General features: G+C 72.1%; 16 protein-coding genes. 7 read left to right on the top strand and 9 right to left on the bottom strand.

Going from position 1 to position 20,739, the window contains the following annotated elements; all coding sequences use genetic code 11:
- Positions 1–3: 3 nt before the first annotated feature.
- Together ACRAKJ_RS41350 and ACRAKJ_RS41345 are read right to left on the bottom strand one after the other, a co-directional pair.
- Entirely contained in the window at positions 4–834 is an 831-nt protein-coding gene (locus ACRAKJ_RS41350; RefSeq protein WP_438924877.1) for a septum formation family protein, read from the bottom strand.
- Positions 835–839: 5 nt separating this feature from the next.
- The gene (locus tag ACRAKJ_RS41345; protein ID WP_438924878.1) at positions 840–2,102 is read right to left on the bottom strand and encodes a hypothetical protein; all 1,263 of its coding nucleotides are present in this window, start codon (positions 2,100–2,102) and stop codon (positions 840–842) included.
- Positions 2,103–2,514: 412 nt separating this feature from the next.
- On the opposite strand from ACRAKJ_RS41345, the gene ACRAKJ_RS41340 reads away from it, so the two are divergent.
- The 3 genes from ACRAKJ_RS41340 (at position 2,515) to mctP (ending at position 5,313) form a co-directional block, all read left to right on the top strand.
- Positions 2,515–3,216 (top strand): GntR family transcriptional regulator, encoded by a 702-nt coding sequence (locus tag ACRAKJ_RS41340; protein ID WP_438924879.1) that lies wholly within the window; start codon positions 2,515–2,517, stop codon positions 3,214–3,216.
- A 193-nt stretch (positions 3,217–3,409) separates the two neighbouring features.
- The gene (locus tag ACRAKJ_RS41335) at positions 3,410–3,676 is read left to right on the top strand and encodes a DUF3311 domain-containing protein (protein WP_438924880.1); all 267 of its coding nucleotides are present in this window, start codon (positions 3,410–3,412) and stop codon (positions 3,674–3,676) included.
- 2 nt (positions 3,677–3,678) lie between these two features.
- The gene (gene mctP, locus ACRAKJ_RS41330) at positions 3,679–5,313 is read left to right on the top strand and encodes a monocarboxylate uptake permease MctP (protein ID WP_438924881.1); all 1,635 of its coding nucleotides are present in this window, start codon (positions 3,679–3,681) and stop codon (positions 5,311–5,313) included.
- On the opposite strand, the gene ACRAKJ_RS41325 is transcribed toward mctP, so the two are convergent.
- The 6 genes from ACRAKJ_RS41325 to ACRAKJ_RS41300 form a co-directional block, all read right to left on the bottom strand.
- Positions 5,291–6,214: an ROK family protein gene (locus tag ACRAKJ_RS41325; protein ID WP_438924882.1), complete on the bottom strand. Its 924-nt coding sequence runs from the start codon at positions 6,212–6,214 to the stop codon at positions 5,291–5,293. The two genes, mctP and ACRAKJ_RS41325, sit on opposite strands and share 23 nt — an antisense overlap.
- Positions 6,215–6,256: 42 nt before the next feature.
- Entirely contained in the window at positions 6,257–8,581 is a 2,325-nt protein-coding gene (locus ACRAKJ_RS41320; protein WP_438924883.1) for a hypothetical protein, read from the bottom strand.
- 49 nt (positions 8,582–8,630) lie between these two features.
- The gene (locus tag ACRAKJ_RS41315; RefSeq protein WP_438924884.1) at positions 8,631–9,425 is read right to left on the bottom strand and encodes an ATP-binding cassette domain-containing protein; all 795 of its coding nucleotides are present in this window, start codon (positions 9,423–9,425) and stop codon (positions 8,631–8,633) included.
- Positions 9,422–10,246 carry an ABC transporter permease subunit gene (locus ACRAKJ_RS41310; protein WP_438924886.1) on the bottom strand — a complete coding sequence of 275 codons (825 nt, stop codon included), beginning with the start codon at positions 10,244–10,246 and terminating at the stop codon, positions 9,422–9,424. Before ACRAKJ_RS41310 ends, ACRAKJ_RS41315 begins: the two co-directional genes overlap by 4 nt.
- Before the next feature lie 78 nt (positions 10,247–10,324).
- Entirely contained in the window at positions 10,325–11,143 is an 819-nt protein-coding gene (locus ACRAKJ_RS41305; protein ID WP_438926364.1) for a transporter substrate-binding domain-containing protein, read from the bottom strand.
- 156 nt (positions 11,144–11,299) lie between these two features.
- Positions 11,300–13,981 carry an MGH1-like glycoside hydrolase domain-containing protein gene (locus ACRAKJ_RS41300; RefSeq protein ID WP_438926363.1) on the bottom strand — a complete coding sequence of 894 codons (2,682 nt, stop codon included), beginning with the start codon at positions 13,979–13,981 and terminating at the stop codon, positions 11,300–11,302.
- A 96-nt stretch (positions 13,982–14,077) separates the two neighbouring features.
- On the opposite strand from ACRAKJ_RS41300, the gene ACRAKJ_RS41295 reads away from it, so the two are divergent.
- Positions 14,078–16,129, top strand: coding sequence for a hypothetical protein (locus ACRAKJ_RS41295; RefSeq protein WP_438926362.1), 2,052 nt, complete (start codon positions 14,078–14,080; stop codon positions 16,127–16,129).
- Complete coding sequence (locus ACRAKJ_RS41290; RefSeq protein WP_438926361.1) at positions 16,126–16,596, top strand: hypothetical protein; 471 nt, start codon at positions 16,126–16,128, stop codon at positions 16,594–16,596. The genes ACRAKJ_RS41295 and ACRAKJ_RS41290 overlap by 4 nt, the downstream gene beginning before the upstream one ends.
- Here ACRAKJ_RS41290 and ACRAKJ_RS41285 read toward each other — a convergent pair.
- The gene (locus ACRAKJ_RS41285; RefSeq protein ID WP_438926360.1) at positions 16,593–18,008 is read right to left on the bottom strand and encodes a M20/M25/M40 family metallo-hydrolase; all 1,416 of its coding nucleotides are present in this window, start codon (positions 18,006–18,008) and stop codon (positions 16,593–16,595) included. The genes ACRAKJ_RS41290 and ACRAKJ_RS41285 overlap by 4 nt on opposite strands.
- A gap of 498 nt (positions 18,009–18,506) precedes the next feature.
- Between ACRAKJ_RS41285 and pdhA the strand changes: the two genes are divergently transcribed.
- Both pdhA and ACRAKJ_RS41275 read left to right on the top strand, forming a co-directional pair.
- The gene (gene pdhA, locus ACRAKJ_RS41280; RefSeq protein WP_438926359.1) at positions 18,507–19,700 is read left to right on the top strand and encodes a pyruvate dehydrogenase (acetyl-transferring) E1 component subunit alpha; all 1,194 of its coding nucleotides are present in this window, start codon (positions 18,507–18,509) and stop codon (positions 19,698–19,700) included.
- On the top strand, positions 19,700–20,731 hold the full coding sequence (locus ACRAKJ_RS41275) for a transketolase C-terminal domain-containing protein (RefSeq protein WP_438926358.1): 1,032 nt from the start codon (positions 19,700–19,702) through the stop codon (positions 20,729–20,731). The genes pdhA and ACRAKJ_RS41275 overlap by 1 nt, the downstream gene beginning before the upstream one ends.
- The last annotated feature ends 8 nt before the right edge of the window (positions 20,732–20,739 follow it).

Below are 20,739 nucleotides of genomic sequence, written 5' to 3'. Positions count from 1 at the left end.
CCGTCAGGCCGGCAGCGGGTTCGCGCCCAGGCCCCACAGGCGGCCGGTGAAGGCGCGGGTCGCCTCGGCGTAGCAGACCGCGGACGTGAAGCCCTCCGACCACGCCTGGCTGCCGAACGCCCGCCACGAGGCGAACACGTCCGGGCGATCCGCGCCCACGTAGCTCCGGACGGCCCGCGCGCAGTGCTCCGCCGCCCTCGCGTTCACCTGCTCGGGTGAGGGCGCGGGGTCGCCGGGCGCGCCCAGGGACAGCACGCCGGGCACCGCCTCGGCCTTGTGCGGCTGGTCGCAGCCCGTGATCGCGGCGTCCCGGTCCACGCCCGGCGACGCCGCCGCGCACAGCTGCACCGTGCTGAACCCGGCGGCCTTCAGGAGGTCCTTCGCGCTGCCCGTGCGCTGTGCCCGCGACCCGTCCGGCTCCACCTCCACCACCGCGCACGCGCGCCACCGGTCGCCGCGCGCCCAGCCGTCGCGGCTCGGCCAGAACGCGTGCGCCTGGAGGCGGGTGGCGTCGTGGTCGGCGCTGCCCAGGTAGGCGGCGAGGGCGGCGCGGCAGGGCGGCAGGACGGCGCGGCGCAGGTCGCGGTCGGCCGGGTACGCCGAGCCCAGCTCGGGCAGTTGCCCGACCTCGGTGACCTCCGCGTCGTGCCGCTGCGCGCAGTCCACGACCTCGACGCCGGTGTTCGTGCACTGGCCGGGTTTCGGCAGCTCGTCGGGGGTCGGCGTGATCGAGGGGCGGACCACCTGGGCGTCCGGCACGCCCTCCACGTGGACCGTGCAGGCGGCGAGCGACAGCGCGACCAGTGCCGCGACCGCCGCCCGCCAGCGCCTCACGTCGATCAGGTTACCGACACCAGCGCGACCACCTGGTCGGCGATGGCGCGTCGGTCGCGCTCGAAGGCCGCGTCGGTGAGCGCGGCCGGGTCGACGGGCTGGCCGAGGACCGGGGTGTGCAGGTGGCCGCCCGCGACGGTGGTGGCGCCCAGGCCGAGGCGGAGCCGGTTGGCCCGGTACATCGACTCGTTGGACAGGTAGTCGCCGCCGCTGCCCTGGGCCGCCGCCGCGCCGGGGGTCGGTTCGTCGGAGCGGCAGTCGGGCGTGCCGGTGCCGGGGAACGTGCCGACGGGCCACTCGCAGAACGACCGGTTGAACAGCACCGGGAACGGGGTCGTGCCCGCGCCGGTCATCCGCTCGTGCGGCAGCGTCGTCTCGATGAACTCGACCGCGGGTTGCGGCAGGCCCGCCGCGTCCGGGGCCGGGCCGACCGCCGACACGTCGTTGTTGTCCCAGAACCCGCCGCGCCACCGCCCGGCCCACCGCTCCACGTCGAACTGCCCGGGACGACCCTGGCTGACCGTGACGAGGCTCTGCGCCCCCGCCCGCATCGCCCCATCGTAGAATCGTTCAACAATCCCCTCGTCAAAAGTTCCCCACAGCACGGGCAACACCGCCGCCTGGAAAACAACGCGCCCCTGCGGGGTGTCGACGACCCTCCCGTCGAGCCGCAGGGCGGCCGCGCCGGACGGGTTGCTGCGCCGCACCGAGGTGCCGCTCAGCTGGAACGGGTCGAAGCCGGTCACCGCGACCCGCTTGGCGCCGTCGCCGAACGCGACGTCGGACACGCCGCGCGAGGCCAGGTCGAACGCCTGGACCAGCCGTGCCCGGTCGCTCGTGGACAACGTGAACCGGGGCGCCCACTGTCGGAGCGCGCGGGTCCCCAGGAGGCGGGCCCAGTAGAGCGGGCGGTCGTCGTAGGAGTCCCACGCCTGCGCGGACTGCGCCCGGCGGACGGCGGCCCGCCACAGCTCCGTGCCCGCGGAGGAGGCGAGCTGCTGGGCCCGGCTCCGCGTCCCGGTCGCGCACAGCCGGGTGGTGAAGGAGGTGACGTCGTCCTCGAAGCCCGCGAGCCGCACCAGTTCAGGCCCCACCGGAGGGCCCTCGGGCGTCAACCGGTCGACCAGGCGCCCCTCCTCGACGGTGATGGGAGCGCTCTCGTTGAAACAAGCAGCCGCTGCCTGCGCCTGCGCCTGCGCCTGTGCGACGGCGGGTAAAGCCGGTGCGAGGGTCAGCCCGAACGCCAGCCCGAAGGTCAGTGGGATCACTGCACGGAGTCGTCTGATCACGCGACGATGCTTCCGGAGTCGGGGCGAACGCGGAACCCGTACATCGGACCCCGGCCTTCACGGACAAGGACGCGGCCCTCCAGGGCGGAACTCCCGGAAACAGCGGCGATCAAGCCCCACCCGGAACCGGCCCACCAGCGGCCAGCCGCCACCCCCAAGCCAGACCACTGCCCGCGGCCAACACCCGATCCGGCCGGGCTGTCGGCGGTCAGGCATTCGCCCGGCCGGGCCGCCAGGGGTCGAAGCCCTCGCCCAGGTCCGAGTCCAGGTCCGAGTTCAGGTCCGAGTTCAGGTCCATCGGGCCGCCCCTTCCCGCCGAAAGTTCATCATAGGATTGTTGAACGATCCTTCAATACTTCATTTGACTCGTTGAGGAGTAGGGTTGTTCAACATGACGACCGTCGACGCAGACGACTGGCTGGGCGCACTGGCCAAGGACCGCGGGGACATCGACCGCTCCAGCACCGCGGAGCGGGTCGCGGACAAATTGCGCTCCAGCGTGCTCGACGGCGACATCAGGCCCGGCCAGCAGCTCAACGAGAAGGCGCTCGGCGACGCCCTCCGCGTCTCCCGCAACACGCTGCGCGAGGCGTTCCGCCTGCTCACCCACGAACGGCTGCTCGTCCACGAGTACAGCAAGGGCGTGTTCGTCCGCCGTCCCGACGAAGCCGACATCGTCGACCTCTACGCCGCCCGCAAGGTCATCGAGTGCGGCGCCCTCCGCCAGTGGACCAAGGCCCCGGAAGAGGCCAGGCAGGCGGTCCGCGACGCCGTCGCCCTCGGCAAGAAGCACGCCTTCGCGGGCGACTGGACCGGCGTCGGCACCGCGAACATCAGGTTCCACCAGGCCGTCACCGCCCTCGCCGGCAGCGCCCGCCTCGACGCCGAGATCAAGCGCCTGCTCGCCGAGCTCCGCCTCGCCTTCCACATCATGGGCGACCCGGAGGAGTTCCACCGCGACTACCTGCCGCTGCACGAGATGCTCGTCGCCCAGCTCGACGTGGAGCGCGACGTCCCGGAGGCCGAGGCCACCCTCCTCACCTACTTCGAGCGCGCCGAGCAGCACCTGGTGGCGGGACTCCGCGGCGAGTGACCCGGGCGGGGTAGCCCGGGCAGGTGGCCCAAGCGGGTGACCCGAGCGGGATGATCATCATCGAATGATCACCCCTCGGTCACGATCCAGCTACGTCACCGAGGGGTAATGCGCTCGACATGGTGACGACGCTCGTCCTCCCGGCCTAGCATCGCGCGACACCCCGCCACCAGGGCCGTACGGAGGGCGCACAATGCCGTCAGCTCGACAATCCAGCCTCCGCTGGAGCAACTGGAACCTGCTGCTGCTGATCCCGTTGTTCATGCTCGTCACGTCGTGGTTCAACACCGACGGGCCCAGGGTGCTCGGGCTTCCGTTCTTCTACTGGTACCAGTTCGCCTGGGTCCCGGTCGGCGTGCTGTGCGTCGGCCTGGTCTACGTGAAGACGAAGGACGAGCCCGTCGTCACCGGCAAGCCCGACCGGCTCGGTGTGGACGACCTGGACGAGGGGGGCAAGTAACCGTGCAGTGGACCGAGTTGGTCGTCTTCAGCCTGCTGTTCCTGCTGGTGACCGTGCTGGGCTTCGTCGCGGCGAAGTGGAAGGCCGGCGACACCCTCGAACACCTCGACGAGTGGGGCCTGGGCGGTCGGAAGTTCGGCTCCTGGATCACCTGGTTCCTGGTCGGCGGTGACCTCTACACCGCGTACACGTTCGTCGCGGTGCCGGCGCTGGTGTTCGGCGCGGGCGCGCTGGGCTTCTACGCCCTGCCTTACACGGTCGTGCTGTACCCGATCGTGTTCCTGCCGCTGGTGCGGATGTGGTCGGTGTCCCGCGTGCACGGCTACGTGACGCCCGCCGACTTCGTGCGCGGGCGCTACGGCTCGCACTGGCTCGCGCTGATCATCGCCGTCACCGGCATCATCGCCACGATGCCGTACATCGCGCTCCAGCTCGTCGGCCTGGAGGCCGTGCTGCGCACGATGGGCCTCAACGGCTCCGGCATCCTCGGCCACCTGCCGCTGTTCATCGCGTTCGTCATCCTCGCGCTCTACACCTACCAGTCGGGCCTGCGGGCACCGGCGCTCATCGCGTTCGTCAAGGACACGCTGATCTACATCGTGATCCTGGTCGCGGTGATCTACCTGCCGAGCAAGTTCGGCGGCTGGGGCGCGATCTTCGACACCGCGCAGGCCAAGTTCGACGCGACGCCCGCGAAGACCGACGGCGTCCTGCTCACCGCCAACAACCAGCTCCAGTACGCCACGCTGGCGCTCGGCTCGGCGCTGGCGCTGTTCCTGTACCCGCACTCGCTGACCGGCATCCTCGCCTCGCGCGGCCGCAACGTGATCAAGCGGAACATGGTGGCGCTGCCCGCGTACTCGCTGCTGCTCGGCCTGCTCGCGATGCTCGGCTTCGTGGCCATCTCGGCGGGCGCCAAGCCGATCACCAACCAGGCGACCGGCCGCCCGGACACGAACACCATCGTCCCGGTGCTGTTCGGCCAGGAGTTCCCGGCGTGGTTCGCGGGCGTGGCCTACGCGGCCATCGCCATCGGCGCCCTGGTGCCCGCGGCGATCATGTCGATCGCGGCGGCGAACCTGTGGACCCGCAACATCTACAAGGAGTACCTGAAGAAGGGCGCCACCCCCGCGCAGGAGGCCAAGCAGGCCAAGCTCGCGTCGCTGGTGGTGAAGTTCGGCGCGGTCGCGTTCATCGTGTTCGTCGACCCGCAGTTCTCCATCGACCTCCAGCTCATCGGCGGCGTCATGATCCTCCAGACGCTGCCCGCCGTGGCCATCGCGCTCTACACCCGCTGGTTCCACCTGTACGGCCTGATCGCCGGCTGGGTGGTCGGCATGGGCTGGGGCATGTGGCTGCTCTACGGCATCGGCAACCCGGCCATCGGCAAGGCGCACTTCGCCGGTTCCGCGCTGCCGCTGGGCAACCTGTCGCTGTTCGGCTGGCACCCGTTCGCCGGGTCCGCCGTGCAGATCTACGTCGGCGCGCTCGCCGTCGTGGCGAACCTGCTGGTCGCGGTGGTCGTGACGCTGATCGCCCGCAAGGCCCGCTGGTCCGGCGGCACCGACGAGACCAGCGGCGACGACTACCACGTCGACGAGGACAACCCCCGCGTCAAGGCGATCGCCGTCCACTGATCCCGAGCGCGAGGGCCGCGGCCCCCACGAGCCCCGCCCGGCCACCCAGCCGGGCGGGCTCGACCCGCAGACCGTCCAGGTAGGACAGTCCGCAGTGGTCGGCGACGGTGCGGCGGATCGGGTCGAACAGCAGCTCGCCCGCCTGCGCCACACCGCCGCCGACCACGGCCAGGTCCAGGTCCACCACGGCCGCCGTGGCCGCGATCGCCATCCCGACGGCCCGCCCGGCCCGCTCGAACGCGGCCCGCGGCAGCTCCTCGCCGGCCTGCGCCGCCGCCGCGAGCAGCGCGGCGTCCGCGTCGTCGGGCGCCTGCCACCCGCGCTGCCGCGCCCACGCCACCATCCGCGGCCCGCCGGCCACCGTCTCCGCGCACCCGCGCCCGCCGCACGTGCACGGCTCCCCGTCCGGCTCGACCACGACGTGCCCCACGTGCCCGGCGTTGCCCGTGCGCCCGCCGAACGGCCGCCCGCCGAGCACCAGCCCGCCGCCGACGCCGGTGCTGACCACCAGCCCCACCATGAACGCGCTGCCCCGGCCCGCGCCCAGCCAGTGCTCGCCGAGCGCCATGCACGCCCCGTCGCCCGCCAGGTCGACCGGCACCCCCGGCACCAGTCCGGCCACCCGGTCCCGCAGCGGGAACCCGCGCCACCCCGGCACGTTGATGGGGCTCACCGTCCCGGCCGCCGCGTCCACCGGCCCGGCGCACGCGACCCCGACCGCCGCCACCGCCTCGCCGGCCAGCACCTCGTCCACCACCGCCGCGACCGCGCCGAACGTCTCCTCGGCGTCCCCGAGCGGTGTCCCCGCCCGCACCGCGCGGCGCACCGCGCCACCCCGTTCCACCAGCGCGCCGGCCACCTTGGTGCCGCCCACGTCCAGTGCCAGCACCAGGTCCGTCACCCGATCAGGTTAGGTCACGACCGGCGCGGTCCCGGACGGCGCTCAGCGCTTGAGCATCCGGGTCAGGCCCGCCGCCACCGTGGTCGCCAGCACCCACCCCACGACGATCAGCCCCGACGCGATCCACTGCGACGCGCCCGGCGTCTGCCAGCGGTTCTTGTTGCCGAAGTCGACGATCGGCACCACCAGGTCGATGGTGAACAGCCACGGGTTCCACGGCAGGTGGTCCTGCTCGTTGATCTCCGCCAGCTCCGGCCCGGCCGCGAACCACAGGCTGCCCAGCAGCCACGTCACGACCAGCCAGCCCAGGGCCCGCGCGGGCCGGTAGCCGTAGCCGACCATCGAGCGCTGCAACCAGCTCCACAGCAGCACCAGCGGGCCGAGCAGGCGGCGGCCCTCGGCGACGGCCCGGTACCGCAGCCGCTGCTTCTCCACCAGCACCGCCGCCGCGTGCTCGTCGTTGCCGCCCGCCCGCAGCATCTCGGCGAACTGGTCGTACGGCCCCGGCCGGTAGGTGCGCCGCATCGCCTGCCGCAGCCAGCGCAGCCGCCGCTCCACCTCCTCGTCGTCGCGCAGGTCGATCGGGTGGCGCAGCGAGTCGTAGCGGAACTCCTCCAGGTCGATCCAGCCGGTCGCGGCCCAGAAGTTCTCGTTGTCGTCGAGCGACGTGCAGCGCACCTGCCGCAGCGTCACGTCGCCGCGCGGCGCGGTGATCGGGGTCAGGGTCAGCTCCTGGACCTGCATCCCGAGCAGGTTCAACGGGTGCGAGTCCAGCTTGTCGCCGAGCACCGCCCCGTCGAACGTCGCCATCCGCCCCACCTGCGCCCGCCGCGCCCGCACGCCGCCGTGCGCGACGAACTCCTTGGCGCCGCGCGCGCAGATCAGGTCGCGGCCGATCACCGCGCCGCCCACGTCGAGCGACGGCTTGCCGGCGGGCTGGTGCCGGTAGCGGCCCGGTTTGGTGATGCGGCTGCCGCGCAGGTCGAGGTTCGCGCCGACGCGCACGCCGCGCAGCTCCAGGCCGCCGGTCACCTCGACCTCGCGGGCGGCGAGGTTGCTGCCCACGTGGGAGCGGTTGCCGAGCACGGCGTCGGCGCGCGGGTTGTCCAGCGCGGAACCGTCGAGGATGAGGCTGCCCTTGACCTGGATGTCGACCATGCGCAGCTGCCCGCGCACGCGGGCCTGGCGGCCGATGACGTCGCCGCCGACCCGCGCGCCGTCCAGGTGCAGGGCGCGGCCGTGGCCGGTGGGTTCGGCGTTGCCGTGCAGGGCGCGGCCGTAGCCGGTGGGCTCGTCCAGCTCGGGGCCGCCCGCGTCGAACGCCCCGCCGGACAGCGACAGCGTGCCGCCGAGCGCCGCGTTGACCATGCGCACGGTGCCGGTGCTGCGGAAACCGCGGTCGAGCTGCACGTCGCCGTCCACGGTGAGCCGGTCGAACACCAGCGTCGCGTTCGGGTCGGCGTGCGGGTCGAGCGCGTCGTCGTCCGCCCGGCCCTCCGCCACCGCCGCCCCGCGCATGGTCAGCGCAGAGTCGACCCGCGCCCCGGCGAGCAGCACCGTGCCGAGGATCGTAGAATTGTTCAACAACAAATTCCCGCCGATGTGCAGGCCGGTGCCGTTGAATGCGTGACCCAGAGGATTGTTGAACGATCCTCCGGTGAAGTTGCAGTAGCCGCCGACGTGGGCGCTCGCCATCCGCAGCTCGCCGGTGACGTGCGCGCGCTGGCCCAGCAGACCGCCGGCGAGCTTGAGCCGGTCGGCGTGGAAGGCGAGGCCGCCCGGCGCTGGGCCGCCCGACGCCGAGCTGCCCGACGCCGAGCTGCCCTGTGTCGGGCCGCCGTGGGCTGAGCCGCCCGACGCTGGGCTGCCGGGAACTGGGCTGCCCGGCGCTGGGCCGCCGGGAACTGGGCTGCCGGGGGCGATGAGGGAGGCGTCCTGCAACGACAGGGAGCCGGCGATGTCGGCGTCCACCAGGTCGACCAGGCCCTCGACGGTGCTGCCGGCCAGGGAGATCTCGTTGCCGCTGGACAGGTTGCGGCCCAGCAGCCCGGGCAGCCAGCAGCCCGCGAACTCGATCCCGGCCAGCTTGCCCTGGCGCAGGTCCGGCGGCTGCTCGAACCGGCAGCGCACGAACTCCAGCACGTACGGGAACTCGACCGCCCGCAGGTCCAGCACCCCGGTCACGAACCGGTCCGCCACCCGCACCACCGGCGGCACGCCCGCCCGCCGCCGCGGTAACCGCCACGCCCCGTCCGCCTCGCCGACCCCGACCCCGACGCCGCGCAGCACGTCGGCCGCGGCCGTGCGGGCGGAGCGCGGCGGGCTGGGGTCGAACACGTCCAGCCCCCGCGCCCCCACCTCTGCCATGTGATCGACAATGCGGGTTCCCGGCGCTCCCGCGCAAGGAAACGGAGAACTACGCGGAAGGTCCCTGGTGCGTCGGGTCGAGCACGCGCGCCAGGAACGACTGCGTGCGCTCGTGCTGCGGCGCCCCGATGACCTGCTCGGCCGGGCCCTCCTCGACGACGTACCCGCCGTCCATGAACAGCACCCGGTCCGCCACCTCGCGCGCGAACTGCATCTCGTGCGTCACCACGAGCATCGTCATGCCCTCGTCGGCGAGCTGCCGCATCACGCCCAGCACGTCGCCCACCAGCTCGGGGTCCAGCGCCGAGGTCGGCTCGTCGAACAGCATCACGTCCGGGTCCATCGACAGCGCCCGCGCGATCGCCACGCGCTGCTGCTGGCCACCGGACAGCTGGGCCGGCATCGCGTTGACCTTCTCGCTCAGCCCGACGCGCTCCAGGTTGCGCAGCGCGACCTCCTGCGCCGTCTTCTGGTCCCGCTTGAGCACCTTGCGCTGCGCGACCACCAGGTTGTTCAGCACGTTGAGGTGCGAGAACAGGTTGAAGCCCTGGAACACCATGCCGATGCGGGTGCGCGCGGCGTCGATGTCCACGTCCGGGTCGGTCAGCTCGACGCCGTTGACGACGATCTTCCCCGCCGTCGGCTCCTCCAGCAGGTTCACGCAGCGCAGCAGCGTGGACTTGCCCGAACCGGACGGGCCGATGACGCACACCACGTCGCCGCGCTCGACCCGCGCGTCGATGCCCTTGAGCACCTCCAGCGAACCGAACGACTTCTTCAGCCCGGTGATCTCGACCGCGGGACCGCTGTCCACCGCGACCGCCTCGACTGCCGCCTCGCTCACGAGGACACCCCCAACCCGGTCGACTCCGGCGTGCTGATCTTCTTGCCGCCCGTGCGCCGCTCCAGGTACCGCGACAGGTAGCCCAGCGGCAGCGTGATCAGCAGGTAGCACAGGCCGACCACCAGGATCGGGGTCAGCGACGGCGACCGGCTGAGCGTCTCGCGGCCGAACTTGGTCAGCTCGTACTGCTCGCGGGCCAGGCCGATGATGTAGATCAGCGACGAGTCCTTGGTGAGCAGGATCAGCTCGTTGGTCAGCGGCGGCAGGATGATCCGGAACGCCTGCGGGATGACGACCGTGGCGAGCGTGCGGCCCTGGGACATGCCCAGCGAGCGGGCCGCCTCGATCTGGCCCTTCGGCACGGCCTGGATGCCCGCGCGGATCGTCTCGGCCATGTACGCGGCGCCGACGATGCCGAGCGCGAGCATGACCGTGGAGTAGATGTCGAACTGGAGGCCGAACGCGAGCGGCACGCCGAAGCTCAGCGCGATGAACACCAGCAGGGCCGGGACGCCGCGGAAGAACTCGATGTAGATGGTGGCGATCCACCGGTAGGGCGGGACCGGCGACAGCTTCATCAGCGCCAGCACGAGGCCGAGGGCCAGGCCGAACGCGAAGCCGAGCGCCGTGTAGACGAGCGTGTTCTTCAGCGCCACCGTGATGACGCTGGGGAACATCGACGCGGCGATGTCGAGGTTGAAGAAGCTGCGCTGGATCTCGCCCCAGTCGGCGACCAGCGCGAGGACGACGGCGACCACGACCAGCAGCGCGTACTGGGCCCCGCGGAACGCCTTGGCGCGCTGTCGCTTGGAGAGTGCCATGTGTGGGTTACCTCGTGGGTGGGGTGGACAAGGCGCGGGGCCGGTGCTTCGTGAGCACCGGCCCCGCCGACGAGCCGGTTACTTCGCTTCCGGCTTCTTGCCGAACCACTTCTCGTAGATCTCGTCGTACTTGCCGCTGTCCTTGGCCTTCTTGATGACCTCGTCGACCTTGGCCTTGAGGGCGGTGTTGCCCTTCTTCAGCCCGATGCCGTACTGCTCACCGGTCTCGAACTCCTTGGTCACCTCGGTGTCCGGGAACTCCTTGGCGTAGTCGTAGAGCACGCCGTTGTCGTTGATGGCCGCGTCCACCGCGCCGGTGCGCACGGCGGTCTCCATCAGCGGCAGGTCCTCGAACTGGACGACGGTGTAGCCGAACTTCGCCGCGTTCTCGTTGGCGTACTCCTCGCCGGTGGTCTCCAGCTGCACGCCGATCTTCTTGCCGTTGAGGCCCTCCAGGCCGGTGATGCCGGAGTCCTTCTTGACCAGCAGCGCCTGCGAGGCGTCGAAGTACGGCTCGGAGAAGTCGATGGCCTCCTTGCGGGCGTCGTTGATCGTCATGCCCGCGGCGGCGAGGTCGCACTTGCCGGTGTTGAAGACCTCGCCGGAGGTGATGGTCTCGAACGGGGTGTCGAAGATCTCCTGGGTGGCGTTCAGCTCCTTCGCCACCAGGTCCACCAGGTCGACGTCGAAGCCCACCGTCTTGTCGCCCTCGGAGAACTGGAAGGGCTTGTAGGACAGGTGGGTGCAGGTGACCAGCTTGCCGCTCTGGACCAGGGTGATACCGGAACCGGAATCGGTCGTGCCGGTGTTGACCTTGGTCGCGCACGCCGTCATCGTGGCCGCCAAGGCGAGCACGGGGAACAGGGCGAGCGCAGCGTGCCTGGTACGACGGGCCACGGCGTCACTCCTCGTAACTGTGTCGGTCGAGTGTTCGGCATACTGCCACTTGGGTGACACGGTGGACAGCACGTGCGTGTTACAGACCTTTCGCACGCAGCATTCCTGTGTCACGGGTGACGGATGGCCGCAAAATGTTCGGCTGTTTGGGTTACATCACACAATAGGTGCACCGGGTGCGCCCGACTGGCGACGATCCGTCATCAGGGACGCGACCAGCGCGGTCCAGCCCGTCTGGTGCGTCGCGCCGAGGCCCTCGCCCGTGTCGCCGTCGAAGTACTCGCTGAACGTGACGTGGTCCCGCCACAGCGGCGAGTCGGTCGACTCGATCCGCTTGCCGTCCGCGGGCCGGCGGCCGTCGTGGTCGGGCAGGAACAGCGACACCAGCCGCCTGACCAGCTCGTCCGCCGCCTGGCCGGCCGTCACGTGCCGCGTCGAGCGGGTCGGAAGTTCCACGTGGAACGAACCGTCGTGGAACTCCTCGACGGTCCGCAGGGCCTCCACGAGCAGCGCGTTCGTCGGGAACCACACCGGGCCGCGCCAGTTCGAGTTGCCGCCGAACATCGGCGTGCGCGACTCGCCCGGCTCGTAGCCCATCCGGTGCTCCTGGTCCGCGACCTGCACCTCCAGGCCCTCGCGGTGCGCCGCGGACAGGCTGCGGATGCCGTGCGGGGAGAGGAACTCGCCCTCGTCGAGCATCCGGGTCAGCACCAGCCGCAGCTTGCGCTCGTCCAGCAGGCTCAGCAGCGCCCGGTCGCCGCGCCTGCTCACGAACGGCTCCAGCTCCGGCCGCTTGGCCAGCAGGTGCTCCAGCCGCCGGGTGAAGTCCGGCAGCTCCGCGAACACCCACGGCTCCAGCGTCGCGCACGCCAGCACCGGGATCAGGCCGACCATCGACCGCACCCGCACCGGCTTGGACTCCGTCGAGCCGTCCGGCAGCCGCCGCGTCACCGCGTCGTAGCAGAAGCCGTCCTTCTCGTCCCAGATCCCGCGCCCGCCCGAGCCGAACTGCGTCGAGGCGTCCGCGATGCTCAGGAAGTGCTCCACGAACTTCGTGGCCACGTCCTCGTACGCGTCGTCGTGCCGCGCCAGCTCCAGCGCGATCTGCATCAGGTGCAGGCTGTAGGCCGCCATCCACGACGTCGCGTCGGACTGCTCCAGCCGCCACTGGCCGAGCATCGGCTCCGACCGGTTCACCGGGCCGATGTTGTCCATGCCGAGGAAGCCGCCCTCGAACAGGTAGCTGCCGTCGGCGTCCTTGCGGTTCACCCACCAGGAGAAGTTCAGCAGCAGCTTGTGGAAGATCTTCGCCAGGAACCTGCGGTCCGGCACCTCCTCCGACCGGTACACCTGGAGCGCCGCCCACGCGTGCACCGGCGGGTTCACGTCGCCGAACTCCCACTCGTACGCCGGGAGCTGGCCGTTGGGGTGCATCAGCCACTCGCGGCACAGCAGGAGCAGCTGCTCCTTGGCGAACGCCGGGTCGACCCGCGCGAACGGCACCGCCTGGAACGCGAGGTCCCACGCGGCGAACCACGGGTACTCCCACTCGTCCGGCATGGAGATCACGTCGGCCACGTCGAAGTGCCGCCAGTGCGCGTTGCGCGCGTGCGGCGTGGTCCGCGACTTGGGCGCGGCGGGCTGCGCCGGGTCGCCGTCCAGCCACTCCCGGGTGCGGAAGCGGTAGTGCTGCTTGGTCCACATCAGGCCGGCCAGCGCCCGCCGCACCACGGCGGCCCGCCTCGGGTCGAGGTCGGTGGCGTGGAACTCGTCGGCCTCCCAGCGCCGCTGCCGCACGGTGTCCTCGAAGCTCGGGCCGAACGCGTCGAGGTGCCCGTCGCCCTCCACCAGCCGCAGCCGCACGGTCACCGACTCGCCCGGCTCCACCGGGTCGAACGAGTACCAGGCCGCCACCTTCGTGCCCGGCTCGCTCGCCTCGTCCGGGCCCACCACGCGGCACGCGCGCGGGTCGCGCCCGATGACGTACCGGTCGACGCCGTCCTTGGTGTACGGGGACGGGTTGCGCTCGGTGCCGAACAGCTCGACCTCGTTGGTCTCGTTGTCGGTGACCAGCAGCGTCGGCGTGCCCTCGACGTGCAGCGTGTAGCGGCCCAGCGCGCCGTGCTCGGCGGTGACGCGGCGCCAGCCGTCGTTCGTGCGGGCGACCAGCGACGGCTTGCGCTCGTCCCGGCCCCACGCCCAGGTGTTGCGGAACCACAGCTGGGGGAGCAGGTGCAGCGGCGCCGGGTCCGGCCCGTGGTTGGTGGCGGTCAACTCGACGCACACGTCCGTCGGGCTCGCCTTCGCGTAGCTCACGGTCACGTCGAAGAACCGGTTCCCGTCGAGGGCGCCGGTGTCCGACAGCTCGGGCTCGCGCTCGTTGCGGCCCGCGGTCCGGGCGCTCTCCCGCAGCTCGGCGTAGGGGAACTCGGCCTGGGGGTAGCGGTAGACGACCTGCATCCACGAGTGCGTGGGGGTGCCGTCGGTCACCCACCAGTGCTCCTTGACGTCCTCGCCGTGGTTGCCCTCGTTGTTGGTCAGGCCGAAGTACCGCTCCTTCAGGATCGGGTCGCGCCCGTTCCACAGGGCGACGCCGAGGTTCAGGAAGCCGTGGACGTCGCAGATGCCCGCGATGCCGTCCTCGCCCCAGCGGTAGGCCCGCGAGCGCGCGTGGTCGAACGGGAACGACGTCCACGCGTCACCGCCCGCCGAGTAGTCCTCGCGAACGGTTCCCCACTGGCGTCCGGCCAGGTAGGGGCCCCACAGGCGCCACGGTGCGGTCGGCGAGTCGGACTCCGCCAGACGCGCTCTCTCGGCTTGCCGGCTGTGCTCGTTCACTCGGCCAGTGTGCGGCATCGATCCAGTAAAGCGGTTACTCGCGGGTTAGGTCACAGCCCTGAAAGGTCTTGCAAAGACATGTCATGCTCACTCTCCGTGGACGACTTACCCCGGTGGGGCGATCGGCCGGCCCATCGCGAGGCGGTGCTGGAGCGGGTGCTGGAACAGGCGTTCGACCTGCCCGAGGTGCGGCGGGTCCTCGCGGCGGGCGAGCTGACCGAGCAGGACCTGCGGGACGAGGTGGCCGACGCCGGGCCGGTCCTCTTCGCGGCGGCCGCCACCCAGGAGGAGCAGTACGGGTGGTCGGCGGCGCAGCGGACGCCGTTGCCGGTCGGCCTCCTCAAGGCGGTGTCGGTCACACCGACGGGCGTGCTGCTGTTCGCCTGGACGGCGTCGGCGGTGGGGCTGCCGGGGGTTCCCGGGCTGCCGCCGTGGGCGTTGCTGCCGACGATGGTCGGGTTGGTCGCCGTGCCGCTGGTCGCGGTGGTGGGCGCGATGATGGCGAAGTTCTCCTGGGGCGGCGCGCTGGGGTCCTTCGGCCTGGTGCTGGCGGTCTTCGTGCTCCTCGGCCTCCCCGCGGTGCCGGCCCTCGTTCTCCTGCTTGTCTCCTGGTCCGCGGCGGTATTCCTCCCGGCGGCGCTCAGGGCGTCAAGGCGGCGCGCGCTGGCCGACGAGCGCCGCGCCGAAGCCCTGCTGTCCTGGTCCGGGGTCCTGCTGGAGGACGGTGTGCTCCCCGTCCTCTACGCGCGGATCAACGAGGTGACCCGGACGTCGTACTCGACCGTGCTCACCGTGCGCGAGACGTCCGCCCTGACCCGCGCCAACCCCCTGCGGATGCACGTCGTCACCCCGGCCGGCGTGCGGCTGGCCCGGTTGGTCTCCGGGCTCGACGGCGGCAGCTTCGCCGTGGCCGGGCCACGCGGCGCGGGCAAGACCCACCTGCTCCGGGCGTTCTGCGGCGGTCGCTATCAGGAATCCGGCCGGGCGCCGGACCTGGCCGTCCTGGTGTCCGCGCCGGTCGAGTACGCGTCCCAGGAGTTCGCCGCGCACCTGTTCGCGGAGGTGTGCCAGGCGGTGGTGGCGAGGTTCGGGCAGCCCAAGCCGGGGCGGCGCGGGTGGCGGCGACGCGTGCTCCCCCATCCGCTGGTGTCGGCAGCGCGCGAGCATCTGAGCCTGCTCGCGTACGTGCGCACCTACGCGAACGAGGTCAGCGGCAAGGGTGGGTTCAAGGGCCTCGAACTGGCCGGCAAGCGGGCGTGGACGATGACCGGCCGTCCGCTCACCCACCCCGAGGTCGTGAAAGGGCTGCGGGACTTCCTGTCACGGGTCGTCGTCGCGCTGTCCGCCGAGAGTGGCGCGGCCCCCGGTCGGGTGATCATTGCGATCGACGAGCTGGACCGCATCGGTACCGGCGAGCCCGCCCGGCGCTTCCTCAACGAGATCAAGGCCGTCTTCGACGTGCCCGGCTGCCACTACCTGGTCTCTGTCTCCACGGAGGCCCAGCACGACTTCGAGCTGTCCGGCATCGGCCTGCGCAGCGTCTTCGACAGCTCGTTCGACGAGGTCGTCCGGGTCGACTACCTGGACCTCGCCTACGCCCAGAAGCTGCTCCAGCGCTACGTCCTGGGACTGTCCGCGCAGTTCCAGGCCTTGGCCCACGTGTTCTCCGGCGGCCTCGCCCGGCAGCTCGTCCGCACCGCCCGCGCCGTCGTGGAGCAGGGGCGCGAACGACGGGGCAGCCTGCTGAGCGAGGTCGTGCGCGCGTTCGCCACGGACGAGCTGATCGGTGTCCGCCAGGTCGCGGCCGACGCCCTGGCGGTGGTGGACGACCGCGCCGGGGCCACCGGGCTGCTGCGGCTCCTCGACGAGCACCCCGGTACCCGACCCGACGACCTCGACGCCTACCGCGACCGCGTCCTGTCGGCGTACCCGGGCACGTCCGAGCAGGTCGGGCGGCTCCGCGACGCGGTGGCCGCGCGCGCCGCGTTCCTCTCCACCGCTGTCAAGATCTTCACCGACGACCTGGACGGGGCCAGGATGCAGGCCGTGGACTTCGACGAGCTCGCCCGCGCCCGCCGGTACTGCGACACGAACCCCGAAGCCGGTATCGGCCTGCTCGACGACATCACCCGGAGGTGGGACAGGTGACCTGGCAGGACGACCCCGTGGGCTCGGCGCTGCGCGGCGAGAACCCGACCGTGCTGCGCCGGCTCCACGCGGGCTTCGCCGCCCTCGGCGACGTCCAGTTCCCGCCCGGCTGCTGCGTCCTGCTCACCGACGACCCGTCGGTCGGGCGGCTCACGGACCTGCCGCGGCCCCGGCGCCTGCGCTTCCTCGCCGACGTCGAGCTGCTCGCCGAGGCGGTGGAGGTGGTGTGCGCCCGCCGCGACGAGCGGTTCCGCCGGGTGGACATCGAGATCCTCGGCAACACCGACCCGTTCCTGCACGCCCACGTGCGCGCCCGGTACGGGTGGGAACCACCCGAACTGGTCGGCCGGCCCGTCCACCTCCACCCGCCCGGGGTGTGGACCGACCCGGAGCACGCGCTCGGCCCGCGGCACGACGACCTCCGCGACGCCCTGGTCGCGGAGGTCGACCGGCTGGTGGCGCTCTAGCGGGAGGCGTGCGCGTCGAGCACCGCGGCCACGGCCTCGGTGACCCGCGCCGCCTGCTCCAGGTGCAGCCACTCGTCGGGCACGTGGCAGTTCGAGTCCGGCCCGACCGCGCCCGTGACCAGGAACTGCGCCCGCGGGTACGCCTCGGCCAGCAGCGCCATGAACGGGATCGAGCCGCCCAGGGCCACGGCCCGCCACGGCGCGCCGAAGACCTCCTCGCCGACGCCGTCGAGGGTGGCGCGCAGCCACGGCGCCAGCTCCGGCGCGTCCCAGCCGGTGGCGTGCTCGACGCGGGACAGCTCGACGACCGCCCCGTACGGCACGTCGGTGGTCAGCAGCCGCCGCACCGCCTCCAGGGCCGCGGCGGAGTCGGCCGTCGGCGGCAGCCGGAAGCTCAACACCAGGGTCGTGAACGGCCGCAGCACGTTGCCCGCGTCGTCCGGCGACGGCAGGCCGTCCGCGCCGGTGATCGACAGCGTGGGCCGCCAGCCCGCGTTCAGCGCCAGCTCGACCTCGTCCTCGACGACCGGCCGGGTGCCGCCCGCCCACGCCACGGGGCCGGTGAGCGAGCCCGGCGCGGCGGCCACCGCGTCGCGCACCTCGGCGAGCCGGTGCTCCGGCACGTCCACGTGCATCTCGCGCACCAGCACCTCGCCGGTGGCGGAGTCCTCCAGCCGGTCCAGCAGCCGCCGGGCGATCCGGAACGACGAGGGCACGACGCCGCTGCCGGTGCCCGAGTGCAGGCCGGCCTCCAGCACGCGCACCGTGGCGGTCACCTGCACGAGGCCGCGCAGGGACGCGGTCAGCCACATGCGCTCGTAGTCGTTGCCGCCCGAGTCCAGGCACACGACCAGCGACACGTCGCCCAGCCGCGGCCCGAGGTGCTCCAGGTAGGCGGGCAGGTCGGGGCTGCCCGACTCCTCGCCCGTCTCCAGCAGCACGACGCACCGGGAGTGCGCGCCGCCGGCCGCGCGCACCGCCTCGATCGCGGCCACCGCGGCGTACCCGGAGTAGCCGTCGTCGGCCGCGCCGCGCCCGTACAGGCGGCCGTCGCGCACGACCGGCGTCCACGGGCCGAGGCCCTCGGCCCAGCCGCCGACCGGGGGCTGCTTGTCCAGGTGCCCGTACATCAGGACGGTGTCGTCGGACGCCGCACCCGTGCCGGGCACGTCGACCAGCAGCAGCGGCGTGCGGTCGGGCAGCTGGACGACCTCGGCGGTGGCGCCCGGCAGGTCGCGGTCGGCGATCCAGGCGCGCACGTGCTCGACGGCGGCGGCCAGGTGGCCGTGCGCCGCCCACGCGGGGTCGAAGGCGGGGGAGATCGCGGGTATCGCGACCAGGGCGGACAGGCTCGGGAGGATGTCGTCGTCCCAGAGCCCGCGAACGGTGCGGGTCAGTGCTGAACGGTCCACGGCCCGATCCTGTCACGGCTCCCTGCCCCGGCGGACCCGGTCGGCTGACGGGGTGGGCCGACGGGTGGGCCGACCGGGGCGGCGCGCCGGCGGTTTCGCAGGGTGGAAAAGCCCAGTCGCCCCGATGGTCGGTAGTCCATCCACGCGGCCGACCCCCTACGTGGGCGGTTGCGCCCGACCGGCCGCGCCCCGCCGCGTGCGACCGGGGTTAACGAACGGTAACCGGGACACGGGCGTCCGCTGTCCGGACGCTGTGGTCGGACTGCCGAAGATTGGCCGTCCAACCGTTACCGCAGGTGAGGGGGCTGCGCTCTGAGTCACGAACTGGGACGGGGCTCACCATCCCGGGTGAGGCCATGTCAGGATGTGGATGAGAACACCGTCAGCGCCGACGGTTGCCCGACCCCCGACACCCAGGGGGCGACGGCGACTGGCGGTGCAGCCGCGCAGTGTCGTCACAAGCGACCGGGCGGCCTCGTAGACGAGGAGACAAGGCGCATGTCGTCCCCCGAAGAATGGACGCACCCAGGGCCGGACGCAGCTCCGGCCACCGGTGCGGCACCGACCGCGGAACAGGTGATCGCCGGCTTGCGAGCGACAGACGAAGGCGGCGCCGACCTGGTGCAGCTGCTCACCCCCGAGGGCGAGCGCGTCACGCACCCGGACTTCGACATCGACATCACCGGCGAGGAGCTGCGCGGCCTGTACCGCGACATGGTCCTGGTCCGCCGCGTCGACCGCGAGGCCAACGCCCTCCAGCGCAAGGGCCAGCTCGGCATCTGGGTCCCGCTGCTCGGCCAGGAGGCCGCGCAGATCGGTGCCGGCCGCGCGCTGCGCCCCACCGACATGGCGTTCCCCAGCTACCGCGAGCACGGCATCGCCTGGACGCGCGGCATCAAGCCGACCGACCTGCTGGGCATCTTCCGGGGCACCGACATGGGCACGTGGGACCCGGTCGAGCACCGGTTCCACCCCTACACCATCGTGATCGGCAACCAGGTCCTCAACGCCGCCGGCTACGCCATGGGCCAGAAGTTCGACGGCAAGGTCGGCGACGCCGACGGCGAGGCCACCATCTGCTTCTTCGGCGACGGCGCCACCAGCCAGGGCGACGTGCACGAGGGCTTCGTGTGGGCCGCGGTCTACGACGCGCCGCTCGTGTTCTTCTGCCAGAACAACCAGTGGGCCATCTCCGAGCCGACCGAGCGCCAGTCGCGCCTCCCGCTCTACCAGCGGGCCCGCGGCTACGGCTTCCCCGGCATCCGCGTCGACGGCAACGACGTCCTCGCCACGCTCGCGGTCACCCGCTGGGCGCTGGAGGAGTGCCGCCAGGGCAACGGCCCCATCCTGATCGAGGCGTTCACCTACCGGATGGACGCGCACACCACGTCCGACGACCCGTCCCGCTACCGGCTCTCCGACGAGCTGGAGCTGTGGAAGCTCAAGGACCCGATCGAGCGCGTCAAGGTGCACCTGGTCAAGCAGCAGTGGGCCGACCAGGCGTTCTTCGAGTCGATCGAGGCCGAGGCCGAGGAGATCGCGGTCGAGCTGCGCGACTACTGCGTCGCCCTGCCCGACCCGCCGGCCGAGCGGATCTTCAGCGAGGTCTACGCCGAGGGCAACCCCGTCCTGGAGGCGCAACGCGACGAGTTCCTGGCCTACCACGCCGGGTTCGCCGGAGGTGAGCACTGATGGCCGCTCCGACCATGGACCGCACCGCGGCCACCGCGTCCGCCGCGCCCGCCGCGGTGCAGACGACGACCATCGCGAAGGCCCTGAACAACGGCCTGCGCGCGTCGATGGAGGCCAACCCCAAGGTCATCGTGATGGGTGAGGACGTCGGCAAGCTCGGCGGCGTCTTCCGCATCACCGACGGCCTCCAGAAGGACTTCGGCGAGCAGCGCGTGCTCGACACCCCGCTCGCCGAGTCGGGCATCATCGGCACCGCCGTCGGCCTCGCGATCCGCGGCTACCGCCCGGTGTGCGAGATCCAGTTCGACGGCTTCATCTTCCCCGGCTTCGACCAGATCGTGTCGCAGGTCGCCAAGCTGCACTACCGCACCCAGGGCCGCATCAAGCTGCCCATCGTCATCCGGGTGCCGTTCGGCGGCGGCATCGGCGCGGTCGAGCACCACTCCGAGTCCCCCGAGTCGTACTTCGCGCACACCGCGGGCCTCAAGGTCGTCTCCTGCTCCAACCCGGCCGACGCCTACTGGATGATCCAGCAGGCCGTCGACTGCGACGACCCGGTGCTGTTCTTCGAGCCCAAGCGCCGCTACTACGAGAAGGGCGAGGTCGACACCACCGCCGCCCCCGGACCGCTGTTCGAGTCCCGGGTGCTGCGGACCGGCACCGACGCCACGCTCGTGACGTACGGCCCGATGGTGCGCACCTCGCTCGACGCCGCCGCGGCAGCCGAGGAGGAGGGCAGGTCGCTGGAGGTCATCGACCTCCGCACGCTGTCCCCGCTCGACCTCGCGCCCGTGTACGAGTCGGTGCGCCGCACCGGCCGGCTGGTCGTGGTCAACGAGGCGCCGTCCGAGTCGTCCATCTCGTCGGAGATCGCGGCCAAGGTGCAGCAGGAGTGCTTCTACTCGCTCCAGGCGCCCGTGCTGCGGGTGACCGGGTTCGACACCCCGTACCCGCCGTCGAAGTTGGAGGAGGAGTTCCTCCCCGACCTCGACCGCGTGCTCCACGCCGTCGACCGCTCGCTGGCCTGGTAGGGGGAGAG

It is taken from the genome of Saccharothrix sp. DSM 118769 (genome assembly GCF_052936295.1).
The sequence above is the reverse complement of the archived record's forward strand: the minus strand, read 5'-3'. Positions and strand labels throughout refer to the sequence as shown.